This window comes from Pseudoalteromonas sp. MMG012 (assembly GCF_018100875.1).
Taxonomy (GTDB): Bacteria; Pseudomonadota; Gammaproteobacteria; order Enterobacterales; family Alteromonadaceae; genus Pseudoalteromonas; species Pseudoalteromonas aurantia.
The window spans coordinates 36,678-62,656 of the sequence record NZ_JAGJEF010000020.1; the positions used below are offsets into that span (position 1 = coordinate 36,678).

Below are 25,979 nucleotides of genomic sequence, written 5' to 3' on the forward strand. Positions count from 1 at the left end.
CCTTATTAAAATATCAGCTCTTCGCTATTTGAATCATTTACAATTGTCGCTTGGAGTAATTGCAGCTTGTTTTTATCGCGCTCAGAATCTATTTTCATCGCACACAGTCGAATGGTTGGTGCAGTAAAAAATGCTGAAATTGATAAACTCACTTGAAAAATGTCATTCGCTTTGGCAACTAACTTACTCGCCAACAAAGAATGCCCGCCTAATTCAAAGAAATTATCTTCCACTGAAATAGAATCAAGCTCAAACAAGTCACACCATAGATTTTGCATCGTTTTCTCTGTCGGCGTTGCCGGTGCAATATAAACACTTTTCAACTGCGGAATAGGTAACGATTTACGATCAATTTTCCCGTTGGCATTAAGCGGTAATGCATCCAGTTGGCTAAACAATGTCGGCCTCATTGAGACTGGTAAGTGCTCAGTTAACTGCGCTTTGATTTGTGCCAGAGCGTCTTCACTGTCTGCCCCGTACTTAATACTGTAATATAGTACCAATAAAACATCGGTGTCATTCATCAATTGAGGATGCACAACACAGTGAGTCACCACGCTTATGTCATTAACGCAGCTTTCGATTTCACCTAATTCGATTCTCACGCCTCTTAAACTGATCTGATTGTCTAACCGGCCTAAGAACTCATAGTGGCCATCCAAATGGCATTTTACTCGGTCACCCGTTTTGTATACTCGTTGCGCTGTACTTTCGTCATAAGTGAAGTGTTTATCCGTTTGCTGCTTGTTGCCAACATAGGCGGCGGCTAATGACAACCCAGCCACATACAATTCACCACTTAACCCTTTCGGTTGTATCGCACCAAACTGGTTCATTACCAAGTAATTCACATTGGGATGAGGCTGACCAATACAGTAATTTAATGCTGAGACCGACTTTGGATTATAACTACTGCTCACCACCGATGACTCCGTCATACCATATAAAACCCGAACTTCAACATCTTCACGCCAAGCGTGTATTTTTTTCAAAAGCGTGTCTGGCACAGGCTCACCGCCAACCAATAACAACCTCAAATCAGGGTAACAGTCATCACCATAGGCTTTCACTTCATCGATCCAAGGCCCCATTAGGCTCGGCACAGCATGCAATACTGACACCTGCTGTGTTTTTTCAATTAGTTGAGGCAATAAAGATACATCATCTCGAGTAATAATCTCAATTTTCCCGCCACTTAATAATGGCACCAAAATTTCAAGCAATGACACACCAAAAGCTTGAGAGCCAATCGTTGGCATCGTGTCATTTTTATTAAAGTTAAATACTTCTTTATTTGCCTGTAGTGAATAATAGATACTGCTATGTGGTACAGCGACTCCTTTAGGCACTCCAGTTGAGCCTGATGTATATAACACGTAGGCAATGTCTGCCTCAGTCAATACCGGGTAAGCAACTTTAACTTCGCTTTTTTGTAATTGCGCCACCGTCACAACCTCAAAATGCGACTGCGAATTGTTGATTGGAAAATGCCCGTCTTGCGTCACTACACATGCCAATTCCGCATTTTGACAGATCTGCGCTACGCGTGCCTGCGGATAACTGGGATCAAGCGGTACATAGGTATAACCAGCACGCATAATTGCCAACATAGCGACCACCATATCGATGGATTTTTCCATGTAAACACCAATTCTGCTTTTGGGGGCATAATGAGTGTCCAGAAAATGGCTTGCAGCTCGAGAAAGTCGATCCACCAACTGTCCATAAGTTAACTGCTCCGAATAATGGCTAATCGCTACTCTGTTTGCATAATCGCTTGCTTGTTCTGTGATCAGCTCCGGTAAACTCTTAAAAACTGGGAACCGATTCGGTTCAATGATCTCAGCTGTTGCATCATGCTTAAAGTGAATACTTGAGAAAGCCATGGTCGGAGACGCAATGAGCTGCGCAATAAAATGCTCTAGATAACGCGCTAAATGCTGAACCCAATCATCACTAAATAAGTGCGTATTGTATTCCCATACAAACTCCAGCTGTTCGCCTTTTGTATAAATATGAATCGAGAAGTCGAACTTTGACACATCTTGATCATTATCCATGAGTTCTACTTGGCAGCCATCAAGACGAAATTGCTCTAATGCATTGTCTTGTGCAACTAACATAATTTGCACCAAAGGCAGATGATTGGCTTGACGCTCTATATTGGCAAGTTCAACGATCTGCTCAAAAGGAACATATTGATACTGCTTCGCATTTTTCACTAGCTTTTGACACTGAATGACTGCTGTGGATAAGCTATCTTCAGCACTGAATTGGAATCTAAAAGGCAATGTATTCGCAAACATACCCACCGTATTAGCAACATTCTCGCCACTACGATTTCCATAAACAGAGCCAAATACAATATCTTGGCTATCACTCATTCTTGATAAGTAACACGCAAATACCGATTGCAATAGAGAAAAACTAGACACTCCTTGTTCTTGCGCACATTGTTTCAACTGACTCGATAAGTCTTTATTTAGCGTCTGCTTCCATCGCTTCCCTTGCACACTCAGCGTGGTAGGTCTAGGGTATTGTATTGGAAAGTTATGACAACTTGACACCCCTTCCAATAGCGCCTGCCAATATGTAACACCTTCTTTTGCATGATCTGACGTTAAGTACGCCTGTTGCCAATCACTGAAATCTGCATACTGCGCAACCCGATGAACCGTGCTACATGGTTGTGCATATTCAGCTGCGAGAGTCTGTAAAATCACCTTTGCAGAGAAGCCATCAGCGGCAATATGGTGAATATTAATGCTCAATACATAATAAGTGTCTAGTTCATAAACATGAACGCGAATCGGCCACTCTTTTGATAAATCAAAGCGATAATTTGCTTCACATTTCAGCGCCTCTACCAAAGACGCTTCATCACGCAGTTTAGAGTGGGGTAAAACAAAATCATGCTGCGACTGAATATGCTGCGTCTCTTCTGGCTTACTATATATCGTTCTTAATACATCATTGTTGGCAATGAGTCGATTAAATGCATGTTGCAGTTTATCCAATTGTAGCGAGCCCGTAATTTTATACGCCACGGGTAAGTTATAATATGGCTGTTCTGCAAGTGACTCTAATAGATACATGCTTTTTTGATGGCTTGTCATTTGTGTACTATAAGCGTGTGCTCGAGTGCATATTGCGATATCAAACACATTGCTCTTTTCACCACTTAAACCAATAATTTCATGCTTATACTTTTTAAGCGCTTGTATCTCTGAACTCGATAAGGTATCAACATGGCCTTCTAATACAAGCTGCCCATCTTGGCATTGCAAAGTAACGCCTTTTTGAGCCAATATTTCCAGTAATTCCGCTAACCTCATAATACTAACTGCCCCGCACTCGCAGCGCTTTTTTGCTTACCTGCATGCAAGTTAGCCATACTTTGCTTTAGCGATACATAATCAGCCATAGCGCGAATACTATGATGCTCTAACAGGTCTCGTTCAACTAAATCTATGGCATCAAAAGTGCGACCAACCTCTGCTGCAATCTCTATTGCATTGATTGAGTCACCACCCAATTGATAAAATGGCGCAGTAACAGAAGCCTGCTCTAATGCTAAGTGTTTACACCACACTTGATGTATGGCTTCCTCAATGACAGTGGCTGGTTGCACTATTTCCGCCACTTCACTGGTCGCATCTACGCTAAACAAAGCTGGCATTGTATCATTTTGCCAATTTGCCTTAGCTTGCTTACGCTGAATTTTCCCACTTGACGTCATTGGAATTGAATACGGTTTCAATAAAACCACTTCAGTTACTTGCACTTCACATTGCTGATAGACATGAGCACGAATACTGTCCGTCACCGCTTTATAATCCGCTTTTCTAAAGGCTTCTCGAGTTAGCTCTGTCACTAGTACCAATTCTTCTTCACCCGCTCTATCGACAGAAAATGCAGCACTATAACCGCTGCGTACAGCGTCATGCGCTTCACTTGCTGCATGCTCAATATCCTGGGGGTAATAGTTTTTCCCTTGGAAAATAACCAAGTCCTTATGGCGACCCGTTATATATAGCTGCTGATCCTGTAGCACTCCCAAATCACCCGTTCTCAAGTAAACTGGCTTACTTTGTTCACCATTGAGTTGGGTATAACTTTGTGCAAATACCTGCGCAGAAATATCCTCCAGTTTCCAATACCCTGACGCAACACTTGGACCTGCGAACCAAACCTCACCGACCTCACCTTCTGGTAATTGCATTTTTGTATTGGGGTCAACCACACACACATGATGATCTTGCTCAGCATAACCACAGCTCACTAACTCACTTGTCAACACGGTGTGATTTTCATCAACTAAGTCTAATTTAAACGAACCAAGTGATGCTTTATCGCATACCAACATAGGGGGCTGATGATCTCGTGTCACACCAGTAATGAATACCGTTGCCTCTGCCATCCCATAACCTGGGTAAAAACCTTGACCATCAAAACCACACTGTTCAAAACGTGCTGAAAAGTCTCGTAATGTATCAGCATTCACTGGCTCGGCCGCATTGTAAGCTACTTTCCATGATGACAAGTCTAAATTATCTAGCACTGAGTCTGATATTTTTTTAGTACATAGGTTATAAGCAAAGTTAGGCGCGCCACACATGGTGCCTTTGTAATCATGGATGGCTTGTAGCCAGTTGATCGGTTCTCTTACAAACGTCGCTGGAGACATTAAAGTCGAGCTTGTTCCCAAGTATACAGGCCACAAAATGGCGGTCACTAAACCTAGATCATGAAACAGCGGTAGCCAGTTTACAAATATATCTTCATGTGTCGCACTGGCAGTATGCGTGAGGTGCGTCACATTTCCAATAATATTCTTATGGGAAATCATAACGCCTTTTGGTGCCCCTGTAGAACCAGACGTATACTGTAAAAAGGCAACTTGCTCTAACTCAAGTTCACTACTTTTATAACGTTCACCTAATGGTAAGGTGTCTACTGCTATCGGCTGTACTTGCGCTTGTAGTGCACTATCATGTGCAAAACATTCATTAATTTTATCCATTTCACTTGAGATAGTCAGTGCGACTTTTGCATCACAGCTTTGTGCTACCTTCGTAATTCTATCTACTTTATTGCTCTTGCTGGGCGGGTATAGAGGAACCGCTATAATACCCGCGGCTAAACATGCATAGAAAGTAACGACATAATCTAACCCTGACGGAAACAAAAGTAATACACACTCACCAGGTTGTGCTCTTAGTCTAATTTGCTCGGCTCTTAACTGCACAGCCTCCCACAACTGGCTATGACTTAAACTTACTGGTGTTAAGTCTTTATCACTTAAAAAACGAAAAGCAATGTCATGTGGCTTATCGAGACTGTTTTTTTCAAGAAAATCTATAATCGTGTACTTCATGTTAACCCCTAATATGCGCCAGCTAGTTCTAATTGCTCAAATAAATTTTGGATACTTGTTTTTTCAAATTGTGAAGTACGCTTTTTCTTCTCGATAAATTCAAACATCGTGCCGGAGTTTTTATCTCTGAGTGTGAAAATCTGCTTCAACTGATCGCCATGAATAATATTGGTCGAAAACTGCAAACCAGTCTGCATTAAACGGGATTTTGCCTCTTCAACATCATCAACTTCAATGGCCACATGTTGTACACCAGGACCATACTCTGCAACAAACCTAGAAACTTGAGATTCTTTATTCGTACCTTGCACCAATACGATGGTAAAACCATTACCACATAATTCGGCAGCTAACATACCTGAGAACTGACCTTTTACTTCTCGTTGCTTTAGTAGTTCAAACCCTAAAATACCGCAGTAAAAATCAATGGCTGATTCTAGATCTAAAACCGCAATGGCCAAGTGATCGATACGTGTTGCATGATTTAATATCTGTTTCATTTTATTCTTCCTTACTTGCACATATAACGGCCGACTTATTGATCATGAGTTTTAATTTCTATTTTTATTCATAATCTTGGTTTAAGTGGCAATTAGTTAACTTCAATATTTAAAATTGTTCTCTCCACCTGCTGACTATGTGGCTATATACAGTCAGCAGGTTTATGGCTAATCTAAAAAGACAATTCCTGAACCGTGTTACGACTTACGTTACTGACTAATCTCCAACGCGTTGCCAACGATAAACCCAATTAAAATGTACTGGTACAGCGCCGGTCGTAAGCGGTTCACCCCAAGCGGTCGCGTTGTATGTTGAAACCAATTTATTACCGTTGCTATGTAAAAACTTAAATTTACGTATATGACCAAACTTTAAAGTACTCTCGTCAGTCCCAATCAGTTGCAGTTGGCTTTTACAAAGATCTAGCTCTGTTACTAATACACCATCATGTTGCTCACATTCAAAGCTCACAATTTCTCGCTCATCTGTGACAGCCCAAAAACCACTAAAGCTAATTGGTCCAGCTTGAATCAGTATTTCACCATTCTCTTTGAACTCAACATCAACCGTTGATAACCCATCCGTATTCTCAAGCGTAAAGCGACCAGGTACTAATGTGTTAGGATCAACGTATCCTTGCGTTAAGAAGTCATGCCCGTATATATCATTACTTTCATTTTGATAAATCGCACTGTAGCCACCAAGTACAGTTCCTGTAAACCCTAAGTCCCAGCTTATGCCATTAGCTAAAGCAACATGCACTTGTTGATCACTCTTATATTCCCAAGTGAATGTTTGAGTATTCTCTGCATTGTCACTACTTGGGTCTATAAACGAAATCACGCCTGTATTTCCTTCATGAAAAACAATCTGGTGACCTGCACCATCCGCCGATGCACTAAAGCCTGCAGGTATTTTAGAATAGTAAGTCTCATTTAAGTTAATGCTAAGATCGCTTAACAGCGCAACTGACTCTTTTGTCACTATGGTATGGCGCTCTGTAACCTTAAACTGTGACAAATCTAATTGAGATGCGGTTAAATTGTCCGGCATAACTATCTTACGTGTGATCAGATAATCAATAACGACACTATCACCGAGTCCACTTCTCAACACAACATCACTTATTTGACTTTCTACATCTAATAACACATCAGCTTCATTCGCCACTTTAAAGCGCTGTGGTTCACTTAATGTGGTACCTTCATGTTTATCAAATATGATGCTATGATCCGATTGCTTAACAGCCCCAGACAAGCGCACATATTTGTGTGTTGAAGCAGTACTAATTGGAAGCAATAAATTAACCACATCATCATTTAAGACCATTTCCAAAGGGCGATCGAAATTATCTGATAACTTCAAAAACTGTTTGCCCGCATGAAGCTGTGTATCACTAAATTCATTTCTAACAACCGGCTCTGAAATCGTACTTTCGTAAACGCCATCTAAGTCACCGTCTGTTTTGATTTCCCAAGTTGCAGCACTGATATCTGAGCCGCTTAATGTAATTTGTTTTTTTGCACTCACATTGCAATAATCTAACGGGACGATACCACATGTTCCATCAACGATATTTAGCGTCACGATCCCAGCAGAATCTAAGCTCCAATGAAATTTTTGAACGATGCCATCATGACTATACCGTCCTGTCTGTACTTGAGACTGTTGCACAAACGAGTTAGAGAAAACTTGATTAAAGTGACTCCCATGAAACTCTATCTGTGCAGTATCTCCTTTCCAGCTACCCAATAACGCATATTCACTTTTAACTTTAAATGCTTTTTTCTCACTTACGACTTGTGTTTCATTATATTGTTGGCTGCCGCACCCTGCAACTAACGCTAAAGCGCCTAATATAACCATGTATTTCATGTAAACTATCTCCTATTCATATTTATCGGTCAGCGACAGCAGAGTCACTATGTGCACCTATTTATCGACAGTCACTCTCTGTGCTAATACGCCACTAAATAAACGATTTAAAAAACCAACTTCAGTGTTCGATAACTCACCCATTACCTCTTTTAACGAAATATATAATTTCACATACTGGTATTTCTCTTGGATCAGCTGAACCTTCTCTGACATTAACCGAGCGCGGTTATCTAACACTCTACTAAATGGCCCTAGACCACTGAAATATTCATCTTCTGAATTTTTCAATGCTAATTCTACCGCCTCAACAGCCAGCCCATTCGCAGCTAATGAGTGTGAAATTGCACGCAAAGTTCTATGGTTTTTCAATATTTGCTGCTTAACCTCCAACTGTTTAAGCTTTTTCATGTATTTCGCGCGCTCCATAGAAAGCTTTGCTTCACTGCTCGCAGAGCTTACACCTCCGCCATTATAAATTGGCATTTCCAAATACACGCCAATATTCCAGCCATGCCGATTTAATGTATCTGGGTGCTGAAAGTTGTACGTCGAATCGGTATTACTATCGGTGTAACTCAACCGACTCGTCACGGTAGGCAAGTGCTTCGCCTTTTTTGCTTTCCAATTCTCATTCGCAACCGTCAAATCTAAACTCGCAAGTTTAAACCCCCAGTTATTCTTAAACTTTTTTTGTAAATGTGTGATTGACTCAGCGGGATTATGCAGTACCGGTATTTCACCAGATAAAGCATGAATAGCATCTACATCAACTTGCGTGACTAAAGATAATTGCTCAAAAGCCAAAGCGAGATCATTTTTTGCAAGTATTTCATCAGATTCAACTTTGAGCTGCTGTGATTCTGACTCTTTCAATTCACTGATTTTGACTAAGCCCACCGCATAGCGATTAGTAATAATACTACTTTGCTTTTCATACGCATCTAGCGTCTCTTGAATAAAGAGTAACTTCTCTTGCGCTTCTACTACATCTAAGTATGCAGATAAAAAATCGCTGGTATAGGTAGACAATGCTTGTTGAAATTTGACTTTGGCCTGAGTCGAGCCGTACTGACTACCTTTATAATCATAGTAGGCTGGCAAATCAAATAATCGCTGACTCAGCCCTAATTCATATTCCGCAGCATCCGATGCTGATTTTTGCGCCCCTTTATATTGCAATAGATTATGAGTATCTAACGCCTGTGTTTGAGCATCATAACGCACATGCGCTGATAACTTTAATTGAGGTAATAGCTGCGCAAAAGACTGCTTCTCACCCTCTAACCCCGCCAAATATGCAACACGCTCAGCATTGACAGATAAGTTATTTTTAACCCCGTTACTGTATAACTCGATAAGCGTACTGCCATGAGCAGCGCTCATGTATGTCAGTGACATGCAAAGACAAATTAGATTAAACTTCAACGAAACCCCCTACCTCTAACGATAAATAGATCTATCTCACGAGTGAGATATTGAAATAATAAAGACACGCCATAATTGTTTGAAATTCTAACGCTGTCTGCCAAATAAAATAAATTAAATCCGCTCTGTTTACGCCGCATTTATCGCAAACTGAGTTTCAAAATAAAGATTTAACTGAGCTAAAACTTGATGAGGGTGCGTATCAATAAAAAAGTGCCCGCCTGAACATTCAACCTTAGAAAAATCAGAAAAATACATACCCCACATATGAATTTCTTCATCAGAAATAGCATCATCTTTACCAAATAACACGGTGACAGGCGAAGGTATATTCACGTTTCCTTTATAGCTATATTCCCCGGCAACTTTAAAGTCAGACCTTAGCATTGGTAAATGCAACTCTATCAATTCTTTGTTTTCAAGAATTTCCGCAGGTGTTCCTTTCATGTCTTTTAATTCTTTAATAAAATCAACATCAGGTAGCTCGTAAACCTTCCGATCAAAACATTTTCTTTGAGGACCCGCACTGCCTGATGCAAAGAAATGCATCGGAGGCTTTAAACCCACTCGAATAGCCCGGATGATTAATTCAAAACCAATCCGGCTTCCTAAACTATGACCAAAAATAATATAATCAGAGTGTAATATAGGTGCCAGTTCACTAAATAATGATTCAATTAATGATGCCATATCAGCAATCGGCTCTGCGGAAAAATGAGAGCCTCTTCCTGGTAGTTGAATAATATTGAGTTCAACATTATCAGGAAGCAAATCTACCCACGGATAAAAGACAGATACGCCGCCACCAGCATAAGGGAAGCAAATTAATTTGACATCTGCATTAGGTCGAGGTTTTGGCGTGACACACCATTTGCTCATTCTGCTCTGTTTCTTATTGAGAGTATACATGTCAGATTGCTCCATTAGTTTAGCGGTTGAATTAAATTCTCAAGGTCCATTTCCAACTGAGAATTGATTGCTTGTGAATGTAAAAATACACCGTCAGCACCATCCAGCTTTCCGCGAGAGTAACCTTGTTCATATGCCCATTTAACTAACTCAAGCTCTTTTCTAGATAGTGATTTTGCTACTGGCATGCTGCGATCCTTTGTCTTGTTATATAGTTTTACGTATCTTTTTTCATCAGACTCATTGAACATTGCTATTACACCTTTATAAGTAAGCACTATATAAAATGAACATACATGGGCTATTTAAATACGGCATACACATACTTCATTTTTCATATTTGTTTAAGATTAGAGAGAAGTTATTTACGTATTGTCTTCATCTCGTCAACAGCACCTAGATTACACAGGAAACCTAAAAAGTTGAAATTATGAAATGTTATCTAACCTCTAAAAAAAAACAGAACGAAAAACCACAAGACATTGTTTTTAATACTTAAAATAAAAAATATAACGAAACCGAATATATAACAATTACAAAAACAAAAAATATCAGTGCAATCCTTCATACTTTTTGATGCAACTAAAAAACAAATAATACTGCTTTTCAGACGATATGTGGCTAGTCGAAGAACTCAAGTATTAAAGGTCATATTAATAACCATCAAACAACGAAATAAAAGCATTAAAAACAATAACTAAAAAGAAAACCTAAAGCGACAGCTCTACAACAAAAAGCGTAAATCAGCTCTTTGTCATCTGTATTTTAGTTTTTTAAGATGATTTAAATAAATTCTTAATTGTCAGACCTGCCATCACCTCGGTCAAAGTCTCCCTATCTATTAATATCGTAAAATGAACGACCAACTTTCATTACCTGTACCTATAAGAACTTGGAATAAAAAAGGTAACAGTAATTCCTGAGTGGCCGAACAATCTTGATTCTGATATAGTCTAGCTATTCAAAAATAATAATTAACGACATTCATCGTAGACTGATGATACAACAAGTCATGATATGTCGAACATTTATCATGCAAGTGTTCCGTGTTTCATGACCGAAACAGGTCACACACTTGGCAAAACCACAATTTACTTGAGCAACAGAACTATGGTAGAAAAACTAGATCAATTACTATTGGCCAGCGTTAACAATAAAGAACTGTTTCATATTGAATCATTTGAGTATAAATCACTTTTTCTTAGCTCAGTTCAACCAGACGATTCAAATGCTAGGTTTATGCCGTGTATTTTTATTGAAGACGAGCATGCAAAGCAATTTATTACGCGCAATATCACCAAAAGACAACTCAGTGAGATTTACCAAGCTGAAAATCATGTAATGATCGGTAAGTCTTGTATTATAAATTGTCTAAAATATGGGTCTAATGAATGGAAGAAAGCCAATACAACTATCGAGTCCATCGTTGAGCTTGGCGAAAATATCTCCGTTTCAGAAATGATTCAAGCACCGACCGTCTTTCCTACAGATGATGGTCATTACCAAATACTCACTGGGCACCGTCGATTTTTCGCATTAGTGTTTGCATATGGTTTCTCTCATGTTGCACAATTTAAAGTGTATGAAAACAAACCACTGCTATCGAAAGTAAAGCAATTCCAGGAAAATGCGAGTCGCGAAGACCTGCCTCAATACGGTAAATTACAAGCATTCTTGTCTGCCATGAGAGAAATCGACTCTCTAGACCAAGCACGCCTAAAGCTCGGAGATAAAAAGCTAACCGTTAAGGATAAAGCGAAGAATTTAGGGATTTCCATGGGTGCCTTTGATAATTATAATGTTTTGACTCGATACCCAGAAGTCATCGAAGCTTATGAAAAAGGCCTAACAAACTCATTTGTCGGTACAAAGAAAATCGTCTTAAAAATTGAAAACGATTACAAAGTAGAACACGATAAAAAGCTACTCAATTTATCTGATAGAAAGTATATTGGCGACCTCATTGAGCAGCAATTAGCGGGGAAGAAAGCCGCCAAGAAAGTCACCACAACTTATAACTTAAAGAATATTCACTCTGTCGATATTTTAAAAACATTACTGTTTAGCAATGTTGCAGATCTTAACCTTGAATTAGACTGGGATAATTTAGATTGGAATAATGCTCAAAGTGTTAACAATGCACTGTCTGAACTTATTGCTACGCTATCAAATCAAAAAGACAGCGACCTCTAACGAGATAATCATTACTATGCGAAAGCTTGACGGCCTTTTCGTCCAGCTTTCGCTATGTTGATGTGTCCTTTTATAAAGCCGCCGTAAGCAACCTGTTAGCAGGTCTCCACTCAACACACCAACATCCTCGAGCAAGAAACTTTAATCAACTTGATTGTATCAAAGTCACAATGTTCTCATAAAACCTGAACCTTTTACAGGTTCAATTGTTACATTTTATATAGATTAAAGCATTGAAATACGCTGCCTTATTGCTATAAAATTGCAAGTGGGTAGGTAAGTAAAAGGACGATACCATTAAATTCAAGCTTCTCTCGACATCACAGTTCAAGAATGAGTGGATATTGTCAACGCTTGTATGGACGATAATTATCATGTTGTTATCGATACTTACGATCATCCATGATGCGCTCGTGCTCACTAAGCACCAATTTGACAACCACCCTTTATGGGCGCTGCAAGAGTGGGGACTATGGTACTTACTGACCCCTATAACATTTCGTTTACTCAATCATTTATACGATCCGACTCAGGCAACTAAAAAACGACCCTATATTCTCGTTGGCCTAGTGATTTTTTGTTGCTCTATGACCTACCAAGCTATTTTTGATTTTTACTTTTACCATGATGAAATCTCAAGAACCTTGGTCTACTTCGCGCCATCTCACCCAGTTGTGATTGGTATTATTATGGCGATATGGTATCACTACCTAAAAAAACAACCGGCAACAGAGCATCATGCTCAAACACTGTTAGTTGATAGCGGTAAAGATAAAGTAGTCTTACCGCTCGAAGACATCATAAACATTAATTCAGCCAGTAACTACGTCGAAATTTTTACCCAGGAGAAAACGTATTTAAAACGCACGACATTAAAGGAAATTGAACAACGCTTGCCAGCCAAGTACTTTATACGCACCCACCGTTGCCATCTTATTAATATAAACTATATAACGCGCATACAAACTTCCCCAACTGGCAGTCTCAGTATCGTGATGAAAAATGGCCAACCGGTCAACCTGAGCAAAACCTATAAACATCAAGTCAAACAACTCTGGCATGATGCTGCGTAATTGCTGTTCTCAAGAGCATTCTGATACGCTTCTCCCAATATCAGAGGGATGAATAGCACGATTATATAATTCCTCCCAAAACTCGTCCCAATCATCCCTAAGGCTTTGAAGTAGTTAGTTTGTTTATATTTAATAACTAGAAAAATCATACCGAGAGAAAGGAGCCTGTTTTGTATACTCGTTTCAAGCATCTATGTCGCTACTTATTTATAGGTTTGGCTACATGCATCACCCATAACGTCATAGCTAACACCACAAGTATGGGCACACCCAAAGTCCTCAATGCTGACCATTGGGCTCAATTCAGTGCCCAAAACGCGCTAGACATTATTGAAAATGTCCCAGAGTTTACCCTGGTAGAAAAGCCCAGTGAACGGGGCTTATCAAACGCCACTGTTAATATTCTTATCAATGGGGTTCCTTCAATTCCAGAGCATAGCTCTCCCCAAGCGTATCTCAAACAAATACCCATTGATCAAATTAAGCGTGCTGATTTCTATAACACCAATCACCCTTACTCTGTTGCAAGCCAATTCTCACAATTGATCAACATCATTACCCATAAAAATAATAGTCAAACCACCCTATACACTGAATTTGCGCAACAAGCGGATAGAATCATGTTAGATAATATCGCACTCAAAATAGCCATGCCTTGGCAGGGCTGGAATCATCAGTTTAGTGCCAATAGCCAAAACTCACGCTATATTTCAACCGCTGATATCTATGAGCAGACTCCAAATAATATAGCCAATCACATCGGGGGTGAATCATATAAAGAAAAAGATAAAAGCCACTCGCTCAGTTTGACTAGCCGCTTAGAAAATCAAAAGAACTTGCTGCAACTTACGATTAATAATGAAAAAAACAACTATCATGAAAGTACGCTTAATCTATTTTCTACAAATTCAAAACAGCTATTTCTAGAAAATACTCAAAAGTCACAGCTAAACGTTGGCGTTGACTGGCAATATAAAGGCCTGGGTACATGGCAATTACACAGTGTGGCTTCACTTAAAAATATGCAGGATAAAACCCATACTCACGCTACATTTTTCAGTTCAACAACACATAGTCGCCCACAGGACTCGAGTGTGTTTATGCAAACTCAAAATTGGCGTGAACTGGCAGCAAAAGTCATACTGTCTCAACCAACCCATGCCTTATCACCCGAGCTAGGTATTGCTTATAGTCGTAATGAGCTCATAGCGAGTACATTACCATCCGAGGCACAATCACCACACTATATATCCAGCGATATACAAGAAATTCGCTATGAACCGTATGTCAAATTACAGTATGCATTAAATCAGAATTGGCAAGTGTACGCGCGAATCAATGCTGAAAGCGCCAAGTTAACAACCCTAGGGAATGACAGTTTCGAATTTAGCAAAGTGTATATTAAACCATTTGTAAGACTCAGTTTTGATAATAAAAGTACTGTATCTATTTCAGCAACATTGAAGCAACAAGTCAAACAACTTGATTTTGAACCGTTTATAGCCAGTGAAGAATCAAACTATGACAGGGCATTCATCGGTAACCTTCGCTTAAAGCCGATGAAATATGATGAGCTTGAAATGCAAGCCAATTACGTACCAAACACACTCGTCAACATTAACCTAAACACCTTTTATCAATGGCAACGTGATATCCACGAGTACACTTTATTGTCTGACACTGAAGTTGGCATTGGTAACGCAGGGTCCGCCCAGTATTTTGGTACTGATTTACAAATAACACTTCAAGCCGATAAAATTGTACCCAATAGTCGTTTAGAAATGACGCATACTTATCGACATGCCATATTTAACGATTCAATAACAGGTAAAAGAGCTATTACAGGCCTTACCCCACAGCAGTTAAACTTAGACTTTAAACAGGATTTCAATGCGTTATCTTGGGGAGTACATTACCAAAAAAGTCATGTTTATACTGAATACTATTATGACGAAATTTACACTGAAAAAACGGCCCCACAGTTGAGCTTTTTCACTGAATTTAATTTCAATACCACTACAAATATGCGCTTTAATCTCGCGGCTTTCGGACGTGATAAAACGGAATTTAAGCGGCAGGTTTTCGCTTTAAACCGAGCTAACAGTCTACTTAGGAACCACTTATATTATGATGTAGCTAAACCAAAGATGTCACTCACTGTGACACTAAAACTATAGTGTCTTTATTGAGTTCACCGCCTCCAACTCCTCTGCTGCTATTAAGAAAAGCAGGGGAGTTTAATGCAAATTACACAACAATATAAAAATGGGTTAATTTAAATAAAATAGACCAACTCACAACATCTTGATAAAACCACGTTACAAAGCACAAAAAACACTCAAAATAATAATGATTTGCAATACCACTTGTGTTAGCATAATCCTATAAATACAAATAAAAACAATTCTTAATTAAAGGAAGCCATGAAGTTCTCTACTCTCTCTATTGCAATGCGCGCCACTTTTTTATTACCCGCAATAGCGCTCTCAAATGCCACATTAGCCACCGAAGCGGATAAAAAAAACGATGAAAAAATTGAAAGCATCATCGTTACTGGCCATAAAATAGCTCGTAGCTTACAAGAAACCACCACCAGTGTTGCGGTGTTAACCGCTGAAACAATTGAGCACCAACAAATCAACACCTTTACAGACGCTCTCGTTAATACTGCTAATGCACATGCAACCGACTATGGTTTTAGTATCCGTGGTATTGATGGCTCGAATGTCTCAGGAGACGGACATAGTGCTCTTGCCAGCGTTTATATTGACGGCGCCCCCATCCCTCAAGGACTCATTCGAAATGGTACTTTTTCTACATGGGATGCCACACAAATAGAAATACTTCGAGGTCCACAATCTACCTTGCAAGGGCGTAATTCGTTAGCTGGAGCGGTGATCTTAAATACCCAACAACCAAACGACGACAAAGAAGGACAGTTTAAACTGACCCTGGGTGAAAATGGTAAGCAAGAAGCTGGTATTGCCTTAGGAGGTGGCTTAATAGACGATGAGCTAGCTTTTAGATTCAGTGGCGAAGAGAAGCGTTACGATGGCTCCATTACCAACCTATACGATAACAGCCACTCTGACACTGACAGCGAACATACATATCGCCTTAAACTCCGTTATGAGCCGGCAGGTATCGAAAACCTATCAACGATGCTCAGCGTTATGAATGCAGAACGTAAATATGGAGATGCTAACCTGACTAAGGATGCTGGAGCAGATACCTTTAGCAATCGCTCAACCTCTTATAACGACACGCGACAAAGACAAGTCAAAACAGATTTAATCTCCCTGTCTATCAATTATGATATCAATAACCTCATCTCATTGGCGTCTTACACCACTTATTCAGATGTTGTTGAAATCTACTCATGGGATTCAGATTATCCCCAAGGTTATGGCAACACTACGGTAGTTGATACAGGCAGTGCAACCTTCTATAACAACGAAGAAAAAACGCTAACGCAAGAATTCAGAATTAACTTTGACTATGATAATTTTAGCGGTGTTGCAGGCGCGTATTATTTCAAAAGTGAACAGGAAGAAGTGAGCACAGGCCTTAACAATTATTCATTGGCTCGATTAGGGCTATCGAGTAGTGCTTTACAGTCTCAATATAAGCTCAGCCCACAAATCGCAGACTTAGTTTTAGGCCAATATGCTGATTTTAACCCTGCAAAAACAAGAGTCTACTCATTAGCAACCAGTAACATTACCAGCTATGCCCTTTTCGCAGATGGCGTTTGGCATTTGAACGAACAATGGGACTTACTCGCAGGTATTCGTTTTGATCGAGAAAAACAAGAAAATGCCAGTGAGGCACAATACGATATTCTTAACAAAAGCGCCTTACCCAACCCCAGCAGTTATATCGGGACTCCGTATGAAGGGATAGTACCGCTGATCAGTGGCATAAACGCGCTGGTCGTGGGTCTTGCCGACAGTGCATCACAAGTCGCGCCATTAAGTGATGCTTCATTCAGTACCGTATTACCAAAGGTCGGTGTGAGCTATCATGTAAATGATGATATTTCAACCACACTCACCTTCCAAAAAGGCTATCGTTCTGGCGGCGTTGGTGTAAACCAAGCTCGTGCAAATGTATTTGAATATGAACCGGAATCAACAGATAACTACGAACTCTCAGTGCGCTCTACTTGGTTAGATGGTAAGCTCACAGCCAATGCAAACCTGTTTTATTTAGATTGGAAAGATCAACAAGTATCAGTTCAACTCTCACCTAATAACTTTGATATACAAACGGTTAATGCCGGCACTTCTGAAGTAAAAGGATTCGAATTAGAGCTCAATTATACGATCAGTGATAACTTAAAAACCTATGCTGCAATTGGTTATGCAGGTACAGAATTTACTGATTTTTCAATTAAGATCCCCAATCAAAATGGCAGCAACACGGAGTTTGACTTATCAGGTCGTCAATTTCCTGCACCACAAAGAACGCATAATATTGGACTCACTTACCAAGACTCCGTTGGGTTCTTTGCCAATCTTAATGCCAGCTATGCCAGTGAATCACCAAACAGAGCAAACCCATACCGAGATGGTCTAGAACCAGGAGATCTGTATTTTGATCTCACAAATGACGCAAGAACAGTCGTTGATATGCAACTAGGATATGAATGGGATAACTATGGGGTGTACTTAGTGGGCAAGAACATCACTGATGAAGAATATTACGTCGCGCATAGAGCACGTAATCCTCGCATTAGTAAACCAAGAGAGTTGTCGCTTACATTCCGTGGTAATTTTGATTGGTAATAAAAAACCGCCCGTAAACAGCGGCTTTACAACCGATAAAAAGATGCTCAGTTAAATGGCATCTTTTTATCGTTTCAACAGTGAAATGAATACAACAATAACTTGAAGGAATAGGAAAAACAATGAGCTACTTTTTTTTATTACCCGCTTACTGGCTATGCGGCATATTGCTCTACGGCGCCAGTCCAAGGCAACAATTTAGAACTGAGAATCAAAAAACGCCAACACGCATGATATCCCTCTTATATGCCAGCATACTCATTATTGTCACCATAGCGACTTTGATGTTCTTTGAACTCAGCTTTTTTATCGCTGTACTTTACACTGTATGTTTCGCCATGTTTTTTATTCCCGCAGCTGTTTTCTTATTGGCACATAAACCCACTTGGATTTGGTCAAGTCTAATAAGTGTCATAGTCCTAAGCGCTTTCTTTCAACTATTAGGAGCACGCTATGTGGCATAAAACCTTTGCAGGTCTGATAAGTGGCCTCATCTTCATGGTCTTAGTGCCCAGTAGTTTAAGCCTATTAATGCCTAGTCAAGTCGGACTGATACTGGCATTGGGGTTGATCTTCGCGCTATCTTCGTGGGCTGGTGTCATGACATGGTGCTATGCCGCTAATACGAATAAACAAGCTTGGGGGCGCGCAGCGAAAGCCGCCTTACCAGTTATTCTCATATTTACAGGTATTTTCTTCACTACTGCGGGGCCAACAGGATGAATAAAACAACGTTAAAAAACCTCACCCATGCACATGCTTGGCTCGGCCTGATTATTTCAGGCGTACTCATGATCGTTTTCGTATGTGGCTCTATTTCATTATTCCGCCACAATATTATACATTGGGATAGCCAATATCATGCACCTGACCCACTCTCTGAACAAATCGTTCCTATCTCAACAATTTTAGACAAAATAGCAACTCAAGAGCACAACATACCGGCCCATCATGGCGTACTAGTCTCAATTCCACAATCAGATCAGCCCTATTACTATACCGCATTCGAAACAGAAACCGCCGACGGTCTGCATATTGACCATCAACTCAATTTTGATGCCAATACCGGACAACTACTCCCTTATAATGGCGAAGATTTTTACCTCAGTGATATGTTGTATCTTTTACATATCAGTTTACTACTCCCTTACGGTACTGAGATAGTCGGCGTGATCACCTTGTTGTTCTTTGTCATGGTTATGTCTGGTATTTGTATTGTGCTGAAAAAACTAGTCAGTCACTTTTATCAATATAGACTCAGTAAAAACAAAGATATTTACCATGATGGTCATACCCTTATTGGCGTATCCTCTTTACCTTTCACCTTCATCTTTGCGTTAACTGGGGTCATGTTTAATCTCAGTATTGTATTGCAAGCTGGATTTGGTTTCGCAGTATTTAAAGGAGACATCCCTGCACTGATCAAAACAGCTGGGTTCTTCGGCCAACCTAACGTTGAATATTCTGGCAACCCAGTCAGTAATACCCACGCCAATACTATTCTTAAAGATGTGCAGGAAAAATATCCTAACCATAAAATTGCACGATTAAACTTTTTTGCCATGGGTGACGAAAATGGCGAAGTCGAAGTGCGTTTAATCGAACATAATGCCCTAATACCAACCACGCATGTTATTTATTCACTGAAAGACGCCTCTTTGATCAGTGAATATCATGCTCAGCAAGCACCGACTGCAGCCACATATACTGTACTAAGTAGCCTGCATTTTGGAGAGTTTGGGGGGATCACCTTAAAGTTTATCTACTTTATTCTTGGTTTGGGTTGTTGCTATCTTATTTTAACAGGTAATTTATTGTGGCTTGAAAAGCGAGAAAACAACCGTCAACAAAGTAAACGCGGGTTAGCCTTTGTGAAAGCAATGACATTAGCATTATCAACAGGGACTTTAATTGCCGTTGCTTGCAGCTTTATAGGCGCTAGATTTGCCCCCTTCAGTTGGACACGGACCGATTTACTGCCAACGCTATTTTTCTGTGCCATCGGCATTAGTCTGTTACATGCACTCTTTAATAGTATGCAACGAAAGGCCATTCGCCAAGCAATGGTGCAGCAACTATTAGCCGCAGCGGTACTCTTTGCGATATGCCCTTTTTATGACTTGATCCAAGTGCTATTTGGGCACGCTCCACATCCGTATTTACTGTTAGATGTCATTTTAGTCAATTGCGCCTTATTACTTGTCGCCCTATTTTGTTTTTCACTAGGTAAACATCAACATGCCACAAGCGGCGCATCAGCCTCAGAGTCAATCACGTTAAAAAGCTCAGTGAGTTAAACAGTACCACTAAAAAATGGCGTATTTCTCAATACGCCATTTTACATTTCCATCAAGCGACACAGAAACAATCAGATTTGGTTACTCTGCGTAGCCAATTTGCCATACAGCAATAGAGCCAGAAATTTCATTACCAATGATCAATAAAGGCTTACCCGTTACGCTGTTCTCAGCCGAAACAAAGGCCATGCCCTCTGGCGCTAAGTCCCCTGACACATCTTCACCTTCCACAGTGCCACGGTTAAAAAAGTAATCAACAAAATGCACGCTATGAGGATTCGTGACATCATAGACCATGACGCCCCCCATTCGCTCTAAGCCAATAAACGCAAATAAACGTTCGCCAACTTTCCCTAAAGTCAATGCTTCAGGCTCTGCCCCTTTGGCATCAGAGCGTGTATCACCTTCATTTTCATCTTCATCATTGTTAAACGCCTCTCCATGCACAGATGCCGTAATTCGCGCTACCTGATCCCCTGAATCAAACACTTGAAGGCCATTGGCATCCCAGATAGAAAACGATCGAGCGCCGTAGGTATACAGTTGTTCATATTGACCATCATTATCTGCATCACCTTTGACGGTAGTGACTTTTAAACGGCCAATATCATCATTATCATTATTTAAATAGGCAAAGTTATTGGCTAGCTTTAAATCTTTTGCGCGTACCTCATCAGTGTATGCCAGACATCCATCATCTTCATCAAACTCTAATCCCCCTTTATTGACACACTCAGCACTGTCTTTTGCTGCAAAAAAATACTCCCGACCATCCCCTTCATTTGCAGTAACAATAAAGTTTGCCCCTTTCCAGGTATAACTCGCCACGGTGTCAGGCTGGTACATCCCCATCAACCCAGGGTAAGAACTGAAGTTAATTCCGCCATCTTTGTCCGATGCGTCCATCGTCAAGCTTGACCAATCTTTATAGCCCAGACCCAGCAGCTTAATACTGTGATCGGTCAAGTCAACGACAGCTAAGCCATTATTTTCTTGCAACGACACATAGGCATAACGGTTATCATTCGATACAGTGACATATTCAGGTTCTAAATCCATCGCCACGGTCGTATTAATCAATTGACCATTAATTGTCCGGCCAGATGGATTAGCAAACATCATTCCCTGATCCTCTAATTCAGCCTTTTTATTGTTGTACGCAGAAAACCCTATCTGGGTTGCGGTGTCTGCTATTTCGCCGTTGGTAACGGCAATAACACTAATGCTGCCTTCTGGGTCAATACTATAATCTCCCGCAGGTTCACCTTCATTTGCCACAACCACCTTTGCACCGTCGTGGCTAAATATCACCATGTCTGGTAGTGCCCCCACTTCTACATTTTTTATAAAACTTGGGGTATCTCCTGCAATATCATAAAAGGCTATTTTCCCTACCTCTGAGGCTCCCCCTGATGCCATTGCCACCGCTAGCAATTGGTTATTTTCATCAATTGCAATGCTGTTTGCATCCCCAGGGGTGTGGTCATTTAACAATATGGTTATCGTGCTATTCAGGTTTGTGGCGGTCACCACACCTTGCGCATTTTTAGTTAGACCGGTTTGAGCTAGATTTGTCATAGGTAAAATATCAACCACAGCCGTTTCACCAGAACTATTAATGGCATATATCCACTGTTTTTTCGCATGATATGCGACAATCTCTGCAGCACCTTCTGGGCTTTGTGCATTTAACACTCCACGACCGACTAAGGTAATGTCAAGTGCAGCATTGCCATCTATACCATCTTTACCAGCTTCACCGACTGTGCCTTGCGCACCGCTTTGACCATCCATACCAGTGATACCATCATCACCATCGAGCGCGCAGCCCGATAAAATAGTCAACAAAGAAAGTGTTAGTAGGGTATGTTTGAACATGGAAAAGACCTCAAATAAGTTATACCAAATTGTGTGGTTGCACAGTCCATCATACAAAGGTGACTTATTGGTTACGTATATTTGGCACTTTTATGGCAGTGTCATAATAAAACTTGGTCTTCTTGCTTGTCTCCTATTTCTAAACACGTAAATTTCGCTACAATCACATCATACTAAAAATAATAAAGGCCACAGCCAACTATGCCATTGCTTTATCTTATTATTTCGCTTGTTATATTAATGCTAACTGGGTGTGCAAAAACCCCATATCTGGTGAAACACCGTAATGACCCCCCTGTTCCTACACAAACCACCAAAACTACAACGCTGCCCCAGAACAAAAATATTGTCACGGTTAAACCACAAGACGTAGACGATGTATGGCAACGAATCGCATTACAATTGAGCTTCGCACCATCCCAACATAGCAGCGTACACCAGCGAATTCAGTGGTACCTAAAGCATCCAAACTACATGCATGAAATAAGTCGCCGAGCAGCCCCCTTTTTATATTACATTGTGAGTGAAGTTGAACGTCGAAACCTCCCAATTGAACTCGCTTTAATGCCATTAATTGAAAGTGACTTTAATACTGCTGCGTATTCCCATAAGCATGCATCTGGTTTATGGCAACTGACGCCTCTCATTGCAAAACACTATGGGGTAAAAATAGGACCTTGGTATGATGGTCGCCAAGATATTGTTGATGCAACCCATGCAGCGTTAGATTTTCTCACCTATTTACACCGACGTTTTAACGGCAATTGGTATCATGCTATTGCCGCCTATAATACCGGTGAAGGCAGAGTGGCACGGGCAATTAAAAACAATCAAAAACAAGGAAAACCGAGTGACTTCTTTAGTTTAAAACTCCCACAACAAACGCGTCATTATGTGCCTAAATTATTAGCCGCGGCAGCCTTATTACGCCAGCAAGAAATGGAGTTTCCTCCCATCACTAATCAAGCAGTGATAGACGTTGTACCGCTTAAAAACGGCGTTATACTCACTGATGCGTCTGCATGGCAATCTCTTGAATCGCTCAACCCTGGATATACTCGATTTCCAGCACTCCTTGATGGCCCGCAGCATATTGTGGTCAAAACATCGGATACGGCTAGCTGGCATACTTATGTTGCACAGCAACCTTTGATGCCTAAGCAACAATGGCAGCAATACACCATTGTCCGCGGTGACAGCTTAAGCGTCATAGCGCAACGTCATGATTTAAGTGTGGCACAATTAAAAACCTTCAATCAACTAACTAGCTCTCGCATTCGCGCGGGAAAAACACTGATGCTGCCCATTTTAGCAGACAAGAAAATTGACTATGCCGTCAAGTCGGGTGATAGTTTATGGCGCATTGCTCGCACATTTAATGTCACAGTCAGTAAACTGATGCAATGGAACAGCCTATCCAAAGAAACTTTGCGAATAGGGGATAAGCTCACCGTATTCCTCGCACCGCTATAAAGGATTTGCATTATGATAAATGATCCCACTCCACCAAGCACTGAAACCGTGCGCAACGTGAGAATTAAGAGCAGGCCCAGGCTAACGCGCTCAAAAGTGAATACCATGTTGGCACTCTGTGCAATGGCCATTTCCGCCGCCTCATTTTATGCCACCTACCTGCAAGCAAAAGCATCTCAACAACAAGTCGCTGCCGCAGAGCGACAACTTAAAGCGGAAACTTGGCCTTGGTTAAAAATGGGCTACTCCAACTTTGATATTAATGAAGAGCAGCAAACCATTAATATGAATATTCAGAACTCTGGCACTGGACCCGCGATTGTTCATTACATTGAATATATTTATGAGGGTAATCACCATTATGATATTTTAGAATTACTTAATGATTGTTGTAACTTGGATGCTTATCAACAAGCACTCTTAGACATTGAGCATCACAATTCCGATATTAACTACCGAAATGCATTTGGCTGGTTGGTCTCCAGTACCACCAACAATATATTGTTAGCCAATGGTGAGCAATATCATGTATTCACGATGCAAAAAACCAACTTCAATACCGGTTTATGGCTGCAAATCGATCATAAAATTCGTAAAGTCGTCGCAAAAGCATGTTATTGCTCCGTACTAAAAGAATGCTACACCGTCGATCAAACCTCACATATTGAAGAGGTATCCCACTGTTCTTTACCATCTTTATCTAAAAATATGAGTACTCATGGCACCCAAAAACTTTAACTTTATTGCGAACTTGAAACAATTCGAAGGACAAATTAATCATTTATACCTCGACAGTCGCGGTAACCCAACCATTGGTATTGGTTTTATGATGGCGAACATACAACAGTTTTGTGCACTCACCCTTTACACTCAACAACATGAACTGGCGACAAAAGCGCAAAAAAAAGCAGAATATAACCGTATCTCTACACTACCAACAGGCTATAAAGCAGCTTGGTACGGCACACACTGCCAGTTACATTTACCGGATCCACAGTGTGAGGGGATATTGCAAAAGCATTTAACCCTATTTGAGCAAGAACTCAGCGCCATATTTAGTAAAAAGAATGGTTATAAGCGTCCCTTTAAAGCACTTCCTCAGCCCGTGAAATATGCGCTTTTAGATATGGCATTTAACTTAGGCAGCCATCACTTAGGTCAGTATTGGCCTAAGCTACATAATGCGATAAAACAGCAGGATTGGCACTATGCGGCACAAGAATGTCACCGCAAACACATCCAAAAAGCCCGTAATGATGCCACAGCCCAATTATTTCTGGCGGCAAAAGGACAACAAAAAAATAGCTTAATGCGACTACCGCTACTACAGTGGTTACTTAATAAATTGCGAACAAAGAAATGCTTTCGCTAAACATATCAACGCAAAGCAATATGACAATAAACACACCTTTCATTGCTCTTAAAGTGGACAGAAAGCTCACTGGATTTATTCGATATGTCCTGAATCACCACACCCATCAGTTGTGCGAGGTTATTCAATAAAATAAACATCATTCGTATATTCGCTTCGTCACATCTTGATGAGCTACTTAAATATCAACTGCTGCGTGCTACGTGTATAAGTACGTATTTGTGGTGCAGTCCATTGCTGTTGTTTGAGATATTGTGTCGACACTTGCATGGTGTTATCTATATAGCGCGTAGTCGATTTCACTTGCGTGATCCCTTCTTCGCTACCTGTCACGGTTTCATATGCCGCAAACCCACCATCAGATAATCGCTTTATCGTTCCCTGAGTGAAGAAACTTGCCGTCGTAAAATAATAAAATACAACTTCTTGCTTTGCATCATCCCAAAAAATTAATGACTCCCCTCCATACATACCCGCATTAATTGAATGTAAAGTTCGCACAGCGGTACCATTTAATGCTCGCTCCCAGAGACTCACATCTTGCATTGCCGGTTTCCCTACAGGCACAGCAAAGTCAGCCTGCCACCCCCCCTAAAAAGGGTTGCAAGAACGCAAGTTCATCAACTAAGGTCTCATTTTCGGCTGCGTGAGCGGTCACGCCAAAACACATAACAATGACCCAAGAATATAAGCTTTTCGTTACTCTGTTCACCGAAATACACCCCTTCTAAAATACAGTTGATATCTTATATTCTCATTCTAGCGCAATTTTAAAAGACGACATTGCCTATTAGGTATTCACACTGAACATAATAA

General features: G+C 40.5%; 20 protein-coding genes. 10 read left to right on the top strand and 10 right to left on the bottom strand.

Annotated features, from left to right (window positions below; translation table 11 throughout):
- Nucleotides 1-5: 5 nt before the first annotated feature.
- The 7 genes from J8L97_RS09230 to J8L97_RS09260 all read right to left on the bottom strand — a co-directional run bounded on the left by J8L97_RS09230 (nt 6) and on the right by J8L97_RS09260 (nt 10,278).
- Nucleotides 6-3,335: a non-ribosomal peptide synthetase gene (locus tag J8L97_RS09230; RefSeq protein ID WP_211048984.1), complete on the bottom strand. Its 3,330-nt coding sequence runs from the start codon at nt 3,333-3,335 to the stop codon at nt 6-8.
- The gene (locus tag J8L97_RS09235; RefSeq protein ID WP_211048986.1) at nt 3,332-5,377 is read right to left on the bottom strand and encodes an AMP-binding protein; all 2,046 of its coding nucleotides are present in this window, start codon (nt 5,375-5,377) and stop codon (nt 3,332-3,334) included. The genes J8L97_RS09230 and J8L97_RS09235 overlap by 4 nt, the downstream gene beginning before the upstream one ends.
- A gap of 8 nt (nt 5,378-5,385) precedes the next feature.
- Nucleotides 5,386-5,877, bottom strand: coding sequence for a VOC family protein (locus J8L97_RS09240; protein WP_119862558.1), 492 nt, complete (start codon nt 5,875-5,877; stop codon nt 5,386-5,388).
- Nucleotides 5,878-6,094: 217 nt separating this feature from the next.
- Nucleotides 6,095-7,753, bottom strand: coding sequence for a hypothetical protein (locus J8L97_RS09245; RefSeq protein ID WP_211048988.1), 1,659 nt, complete (start codon nt 7,751-7,753; stop codon nt 6,095-6,097).
- A gap of 57 nt (nt 7,754-7,810) precedes the next feature.
- A complete protein-coding gene (locus J8L97_RS09250; protein ID WP_247671176.1) occupies nt 7,811-9,181 on the bottom strand; it encodes a TolC family protein in 1,371 nt (456 codons plus the stop codon).
- 129 nt (nt 9,182-9,310) lie between these two features.
- A complete protein-coding gene (locus J8L97_RS09255; protein WP_247688606.1) occupies nt 9,311-10,090 on the bottom strand; it encodes a thioesterase II family protein in 780 nt (259 codons plus the stop codon).
- 14 nt (nt 10,091-10,104) lie between these two features.
- Nucleotides 10,105-10,278 (bottom strand): hypothetical protein, encoded by a 174-nt coding sequence (locus tag J8L97_RS09260; RefSeq protein ID WP_225738487.1) that lies wholly within the window; start codon nt 10,276-10,278, stop codon nt 10,105-10,107.
- Nucleotides 10,279-11,107: 829 nt separating this feature from the next.
- On the opposite strand from J8L97_RS09260, the gene J8L97_RS09265 reads away from it, so the two are divergent.
- From J8L97_RS09265 to J8L97_RS09295, 7 genes are all read left to right on the top strand, one after another.
- A complete protein-coding gene (locus J8L97_RS09265) occupies nt 11,108-12,283 on the top strand; it encodes a hypothetical protein (protein ID WP_312037144.1) in 1,176 nt (391 codons plus the stop codon).
- 374 nt (nt 12,284-12,657) lie between these two features.
- A complete protein-coding gene (locus J8L97_RS09270; RefSeq protein ID WP_211048989.1) occupies nt 12,658-13,356 on the top strand; it encodes a LytTR family DNA-binding domain-containing protein in 699 nt (232 codons plus the stop codon).
- Between the two features lie 170 nt (nt 13,357-13,526).
- Nucleotides 13,527-15,533 (top strand): hypothetical protein, encoded by a 2,007-nt coding sequence (locus J8L97_RS09275; RefSeq protein ID WP_211048990.1) that lies wholly within the window; start codon nt 13,527-13,529, stop codon nt 15,531-15,533.
- A 246-nt stretch (nt 15,534-15,779) separates the two neighbouring features.
- Complete coding sequence (locus J8L97_RS09280; RefSeq protein ID WP_211048991.1) at nt 15,780-18,143, top strand: TonB-dependent receptor; 2,364 nt, start codon at nt 15,780-15,782, stop codon at nt 18,141-18,143.
- A 122-nt stretch (nt 18,144-18,265) separates the two neighbouring features.
- Entirely contained in the window at nt 18,266-18,607 is a 342-nt protein-coding gene (locus J8L97_RS09285; RefSeq protein ID WP_192509152.1) for a hypothetical protein, read from the top strand.
- Nucleotides 18,597-18,866 carry a hypothetical protein gene (locus tag J8L97_RS09290; RefSeq protein WP_211048992.1) on the top strand — a complete coding sequence of 90 codons (270 nt, stop codon included), beginning with the start codon at nt 18,597-18,599 and terminating at the stop codon, nt 18,864-18,866. The genes J8L97_RS09285 and J8L97_RS09290 overlap by 11 nt, the downstream gene beginning before the upstream one ends.
- Nucleotides 18,863-20,440, top strand: a complete 1,578-nt coding sequence (locus J8L97_RS09295) for a PepSY domain-containing protein (RefSeq protein WP_211048993.1) — start codon at nt 18,863-18,865, stop codon at nt 20,438-20,440. The genes J8L97_RS09290 and J8L97_RS09295 overlap by 4 nt, the downstream gene beginning before the upstream one ends.
- A gap of 81 nt (nt 20,441-20,521) precedes the next feature.
- Here the strand turns inward: J8L97_RS09295 and J8L97_RS09300 are convergent, their stop codons facing one another.
- Entirely contained in the window at nt 20,522-22,318 is a 1,797-nt protein-coding gene (locus J8L97_RS09300) for a choice-of-anchor I family protein (RefSeq protein WP_211048994.1), read from the bottom strand.
- A 201-nt stretch (nt 22,319-22,519) separates the two neighbouring features.
- Between J8L97_RS09300 and J8L97_RS09305 the strand changes: the two genes are divergently transcribed.
- From J8L97_RS09305 to J8L97_RS09315, 3 genes are read left to right on the top strand one after another with little or no spacing between them, the layout of a single operon-like run.
- Complete coding sequence (locus J8L97_RS09305) at nt 22,520-23,791, top strand: LysM peptidoglycan-binding domain-containing protein (RefSeq protein WP_211048996.1); 1,272 nt, start codon at nt 22,520-22,522, stop codon at nt 23,789-23,791.
- Between the two features lie 12 nt (nt 23,792-23,803).
- Nucleotides 23,804-24,529: a hypothetical protein gene (locus J8L97_RS09310; protein ID WP_211048998.1), complete on the top strand. Its 726-nt coding sequence runs from the start codon at nt 23,804-23,806 to the stop codon at nt 24,527-24,529.
- On the top strand, nt 24,510-25,163 hold the full coding sequence (locus tag J8L97_RS09315; RefSeq protein ID WP_211049000.1) for a hypothetical protein: 654 nt from the start codon (nt 24,510-24,512) through the stop codon (nt 25,161-25,163). The genes J8L97_RS09310 and J8L97_RS09315 overlap by 20 nt, the downstream gene beginning before the upstream one ends.
- Before the next feature lie 174 nt (nt 25,164-25,337).
- Here J8L97_RS09315 and J8L97_RS09320 read toward each other — a convergent pair whose 3' ends face one another.
- Both J8L97_RS09320 and J8L97_RS24060 read right to left on the bottom strand, forming a co-directional pair.
- The gene (locus J8L97_RS09320; RefSeq protein ID WP_409455156.1) at nt 25,338-25,709 is read right to left on the bottom strand and encodes a hypothetical protein; all 372 of its coding nucleotides are present in this window, start codon (nt 25,707-25,709) and stop codon (nt 25,338-25,340) included.
- A 28-nt stretch (nt 25,710-25,737) separates the two neighbouring features.
- On the bottom strand, nt 25,738-25,875 hold the full coding sequence (locus J8L97_RS24060; protein ID WP_409455157.1) for a hypothetical protein: 138 nt from the start codon (nt 25,873-25,875) through the stop codon (nt 25,738-25,740).
- Nucleotides 25,876-25,979 lie beyond the last annotated feature (104 nt).

Coding starts and splice junctions, on each gene's coding strand:
- J8L97_RS09245 (WP_211048988.1), bottom strand. CDS start 7,753: ATGAAATACATGGTTATATTAGGCGCTTTAGCGTTAGTTGCAGGGTGC.
- J8L97_RS09280 (WP_211048991.1), top strand. CDS start 15,780: ATGAAGTTCTCTACTCTCTCTATTGCAATGCGCGCCACTTTTTTATTA.
- J8L97_RS09260 (WP_225738487.1), bottom strand. CDS start 10,278: ATGCCAGTAGCAAAATCACTATCTAGAAAAGAGCTTGAGTTAGTTAAA.
- J8L97_RS09230 (WP_211048984.1), bottom strand. CDS start 3,335: ATGAGGTTAGCGGAATTACTGGAAATATTGGCTCAAAAAGGCGTTACT.
- J8L97_RS09320 (WP_409455156.1), bottom strand. CDS start 25,709: ATGCAAGATGTGAGTCTCTGGGAGCGAGCATTAAATGGTACCGCTGTG.
- J8L97_RS09290 (WP_211048992.1), top strand. CDS start 18,597: ATGTGGCATAAAACCTTTGCAGGTCTGATAAGTGGCCTCATCTTCATG.
- J8L97_RS09235 (WP_211048986.1), bottom strand. CDS start 5,377: ATGAAGTACACGATTATAGATTTTCTTGAAAAAAACAGTCTCGATAAG.
- J8L97_RS09270 (WP_211048989.1), top strand. CDS start 12,658: ATGTTGTTATCGATACTTACGATCATCCATGATGCGCTCGTGCTCACT.
- J8L97_RS09240 (WP_119862558.1), bottom strand. CDS start 5,877: ATGAAACAGATATTAAATCATGCAACACGTATCGATCACTTGGCCATT.
- J8L97_RS09310 (WP_211048998.1), top strand. CDS start 23,804: ATGATAAATGATCCCACTCCACCAAGCACTGAAACCGTGCGCAACGTG.
- J8L97_RS09255 (WP_247688606.1), bottom strand. CDS start 10,090: ATGTATACTCTCAATAAGAAACAGAGCAGAATGAGCAAATGGTGTGTC.
- J8L97_RS09315 (WP_211049000.1), top strand. CDS start 24,510: ATGGCACCCAAAAACTTTAACTTTATTGCGAACTTGAAACAATTCGAA.
- J8L97_RS09300 (WP_211048994.1), bottom strand. CDS start 22,318: ATGTTCAAACATACCCTACTAACACTTTCTTTGTTGACTATTTTATCG.
- J8L97_RS09265 (WP_312037144.1), top strand. CDS start 11,108: ATGTCGAACATTTATCATGCAAGTGTTCCGTGTTTCATGACCGAAACA.
- J8L97_RS09305 (WP_211048996.1), top strand. CDS start 22,520: ATGCCATTGCTTTATCTTATTATTTCGCTTGTTATATTAATGCTAACT.
- J8L97_RS09285 (WP_192509152.1), top strand. CDS start 18,266: ATGAGCTACTTTTTTTTATTACCCGCTTACTGGCTATGCGGCATATTG.
- J8L97_RS09295 (WP_211048993.1), top strand. CDS start 18,863: ATGAATAAAACAACGTTAAAAAACCTCACCCATGCACATGCTTGGCTC.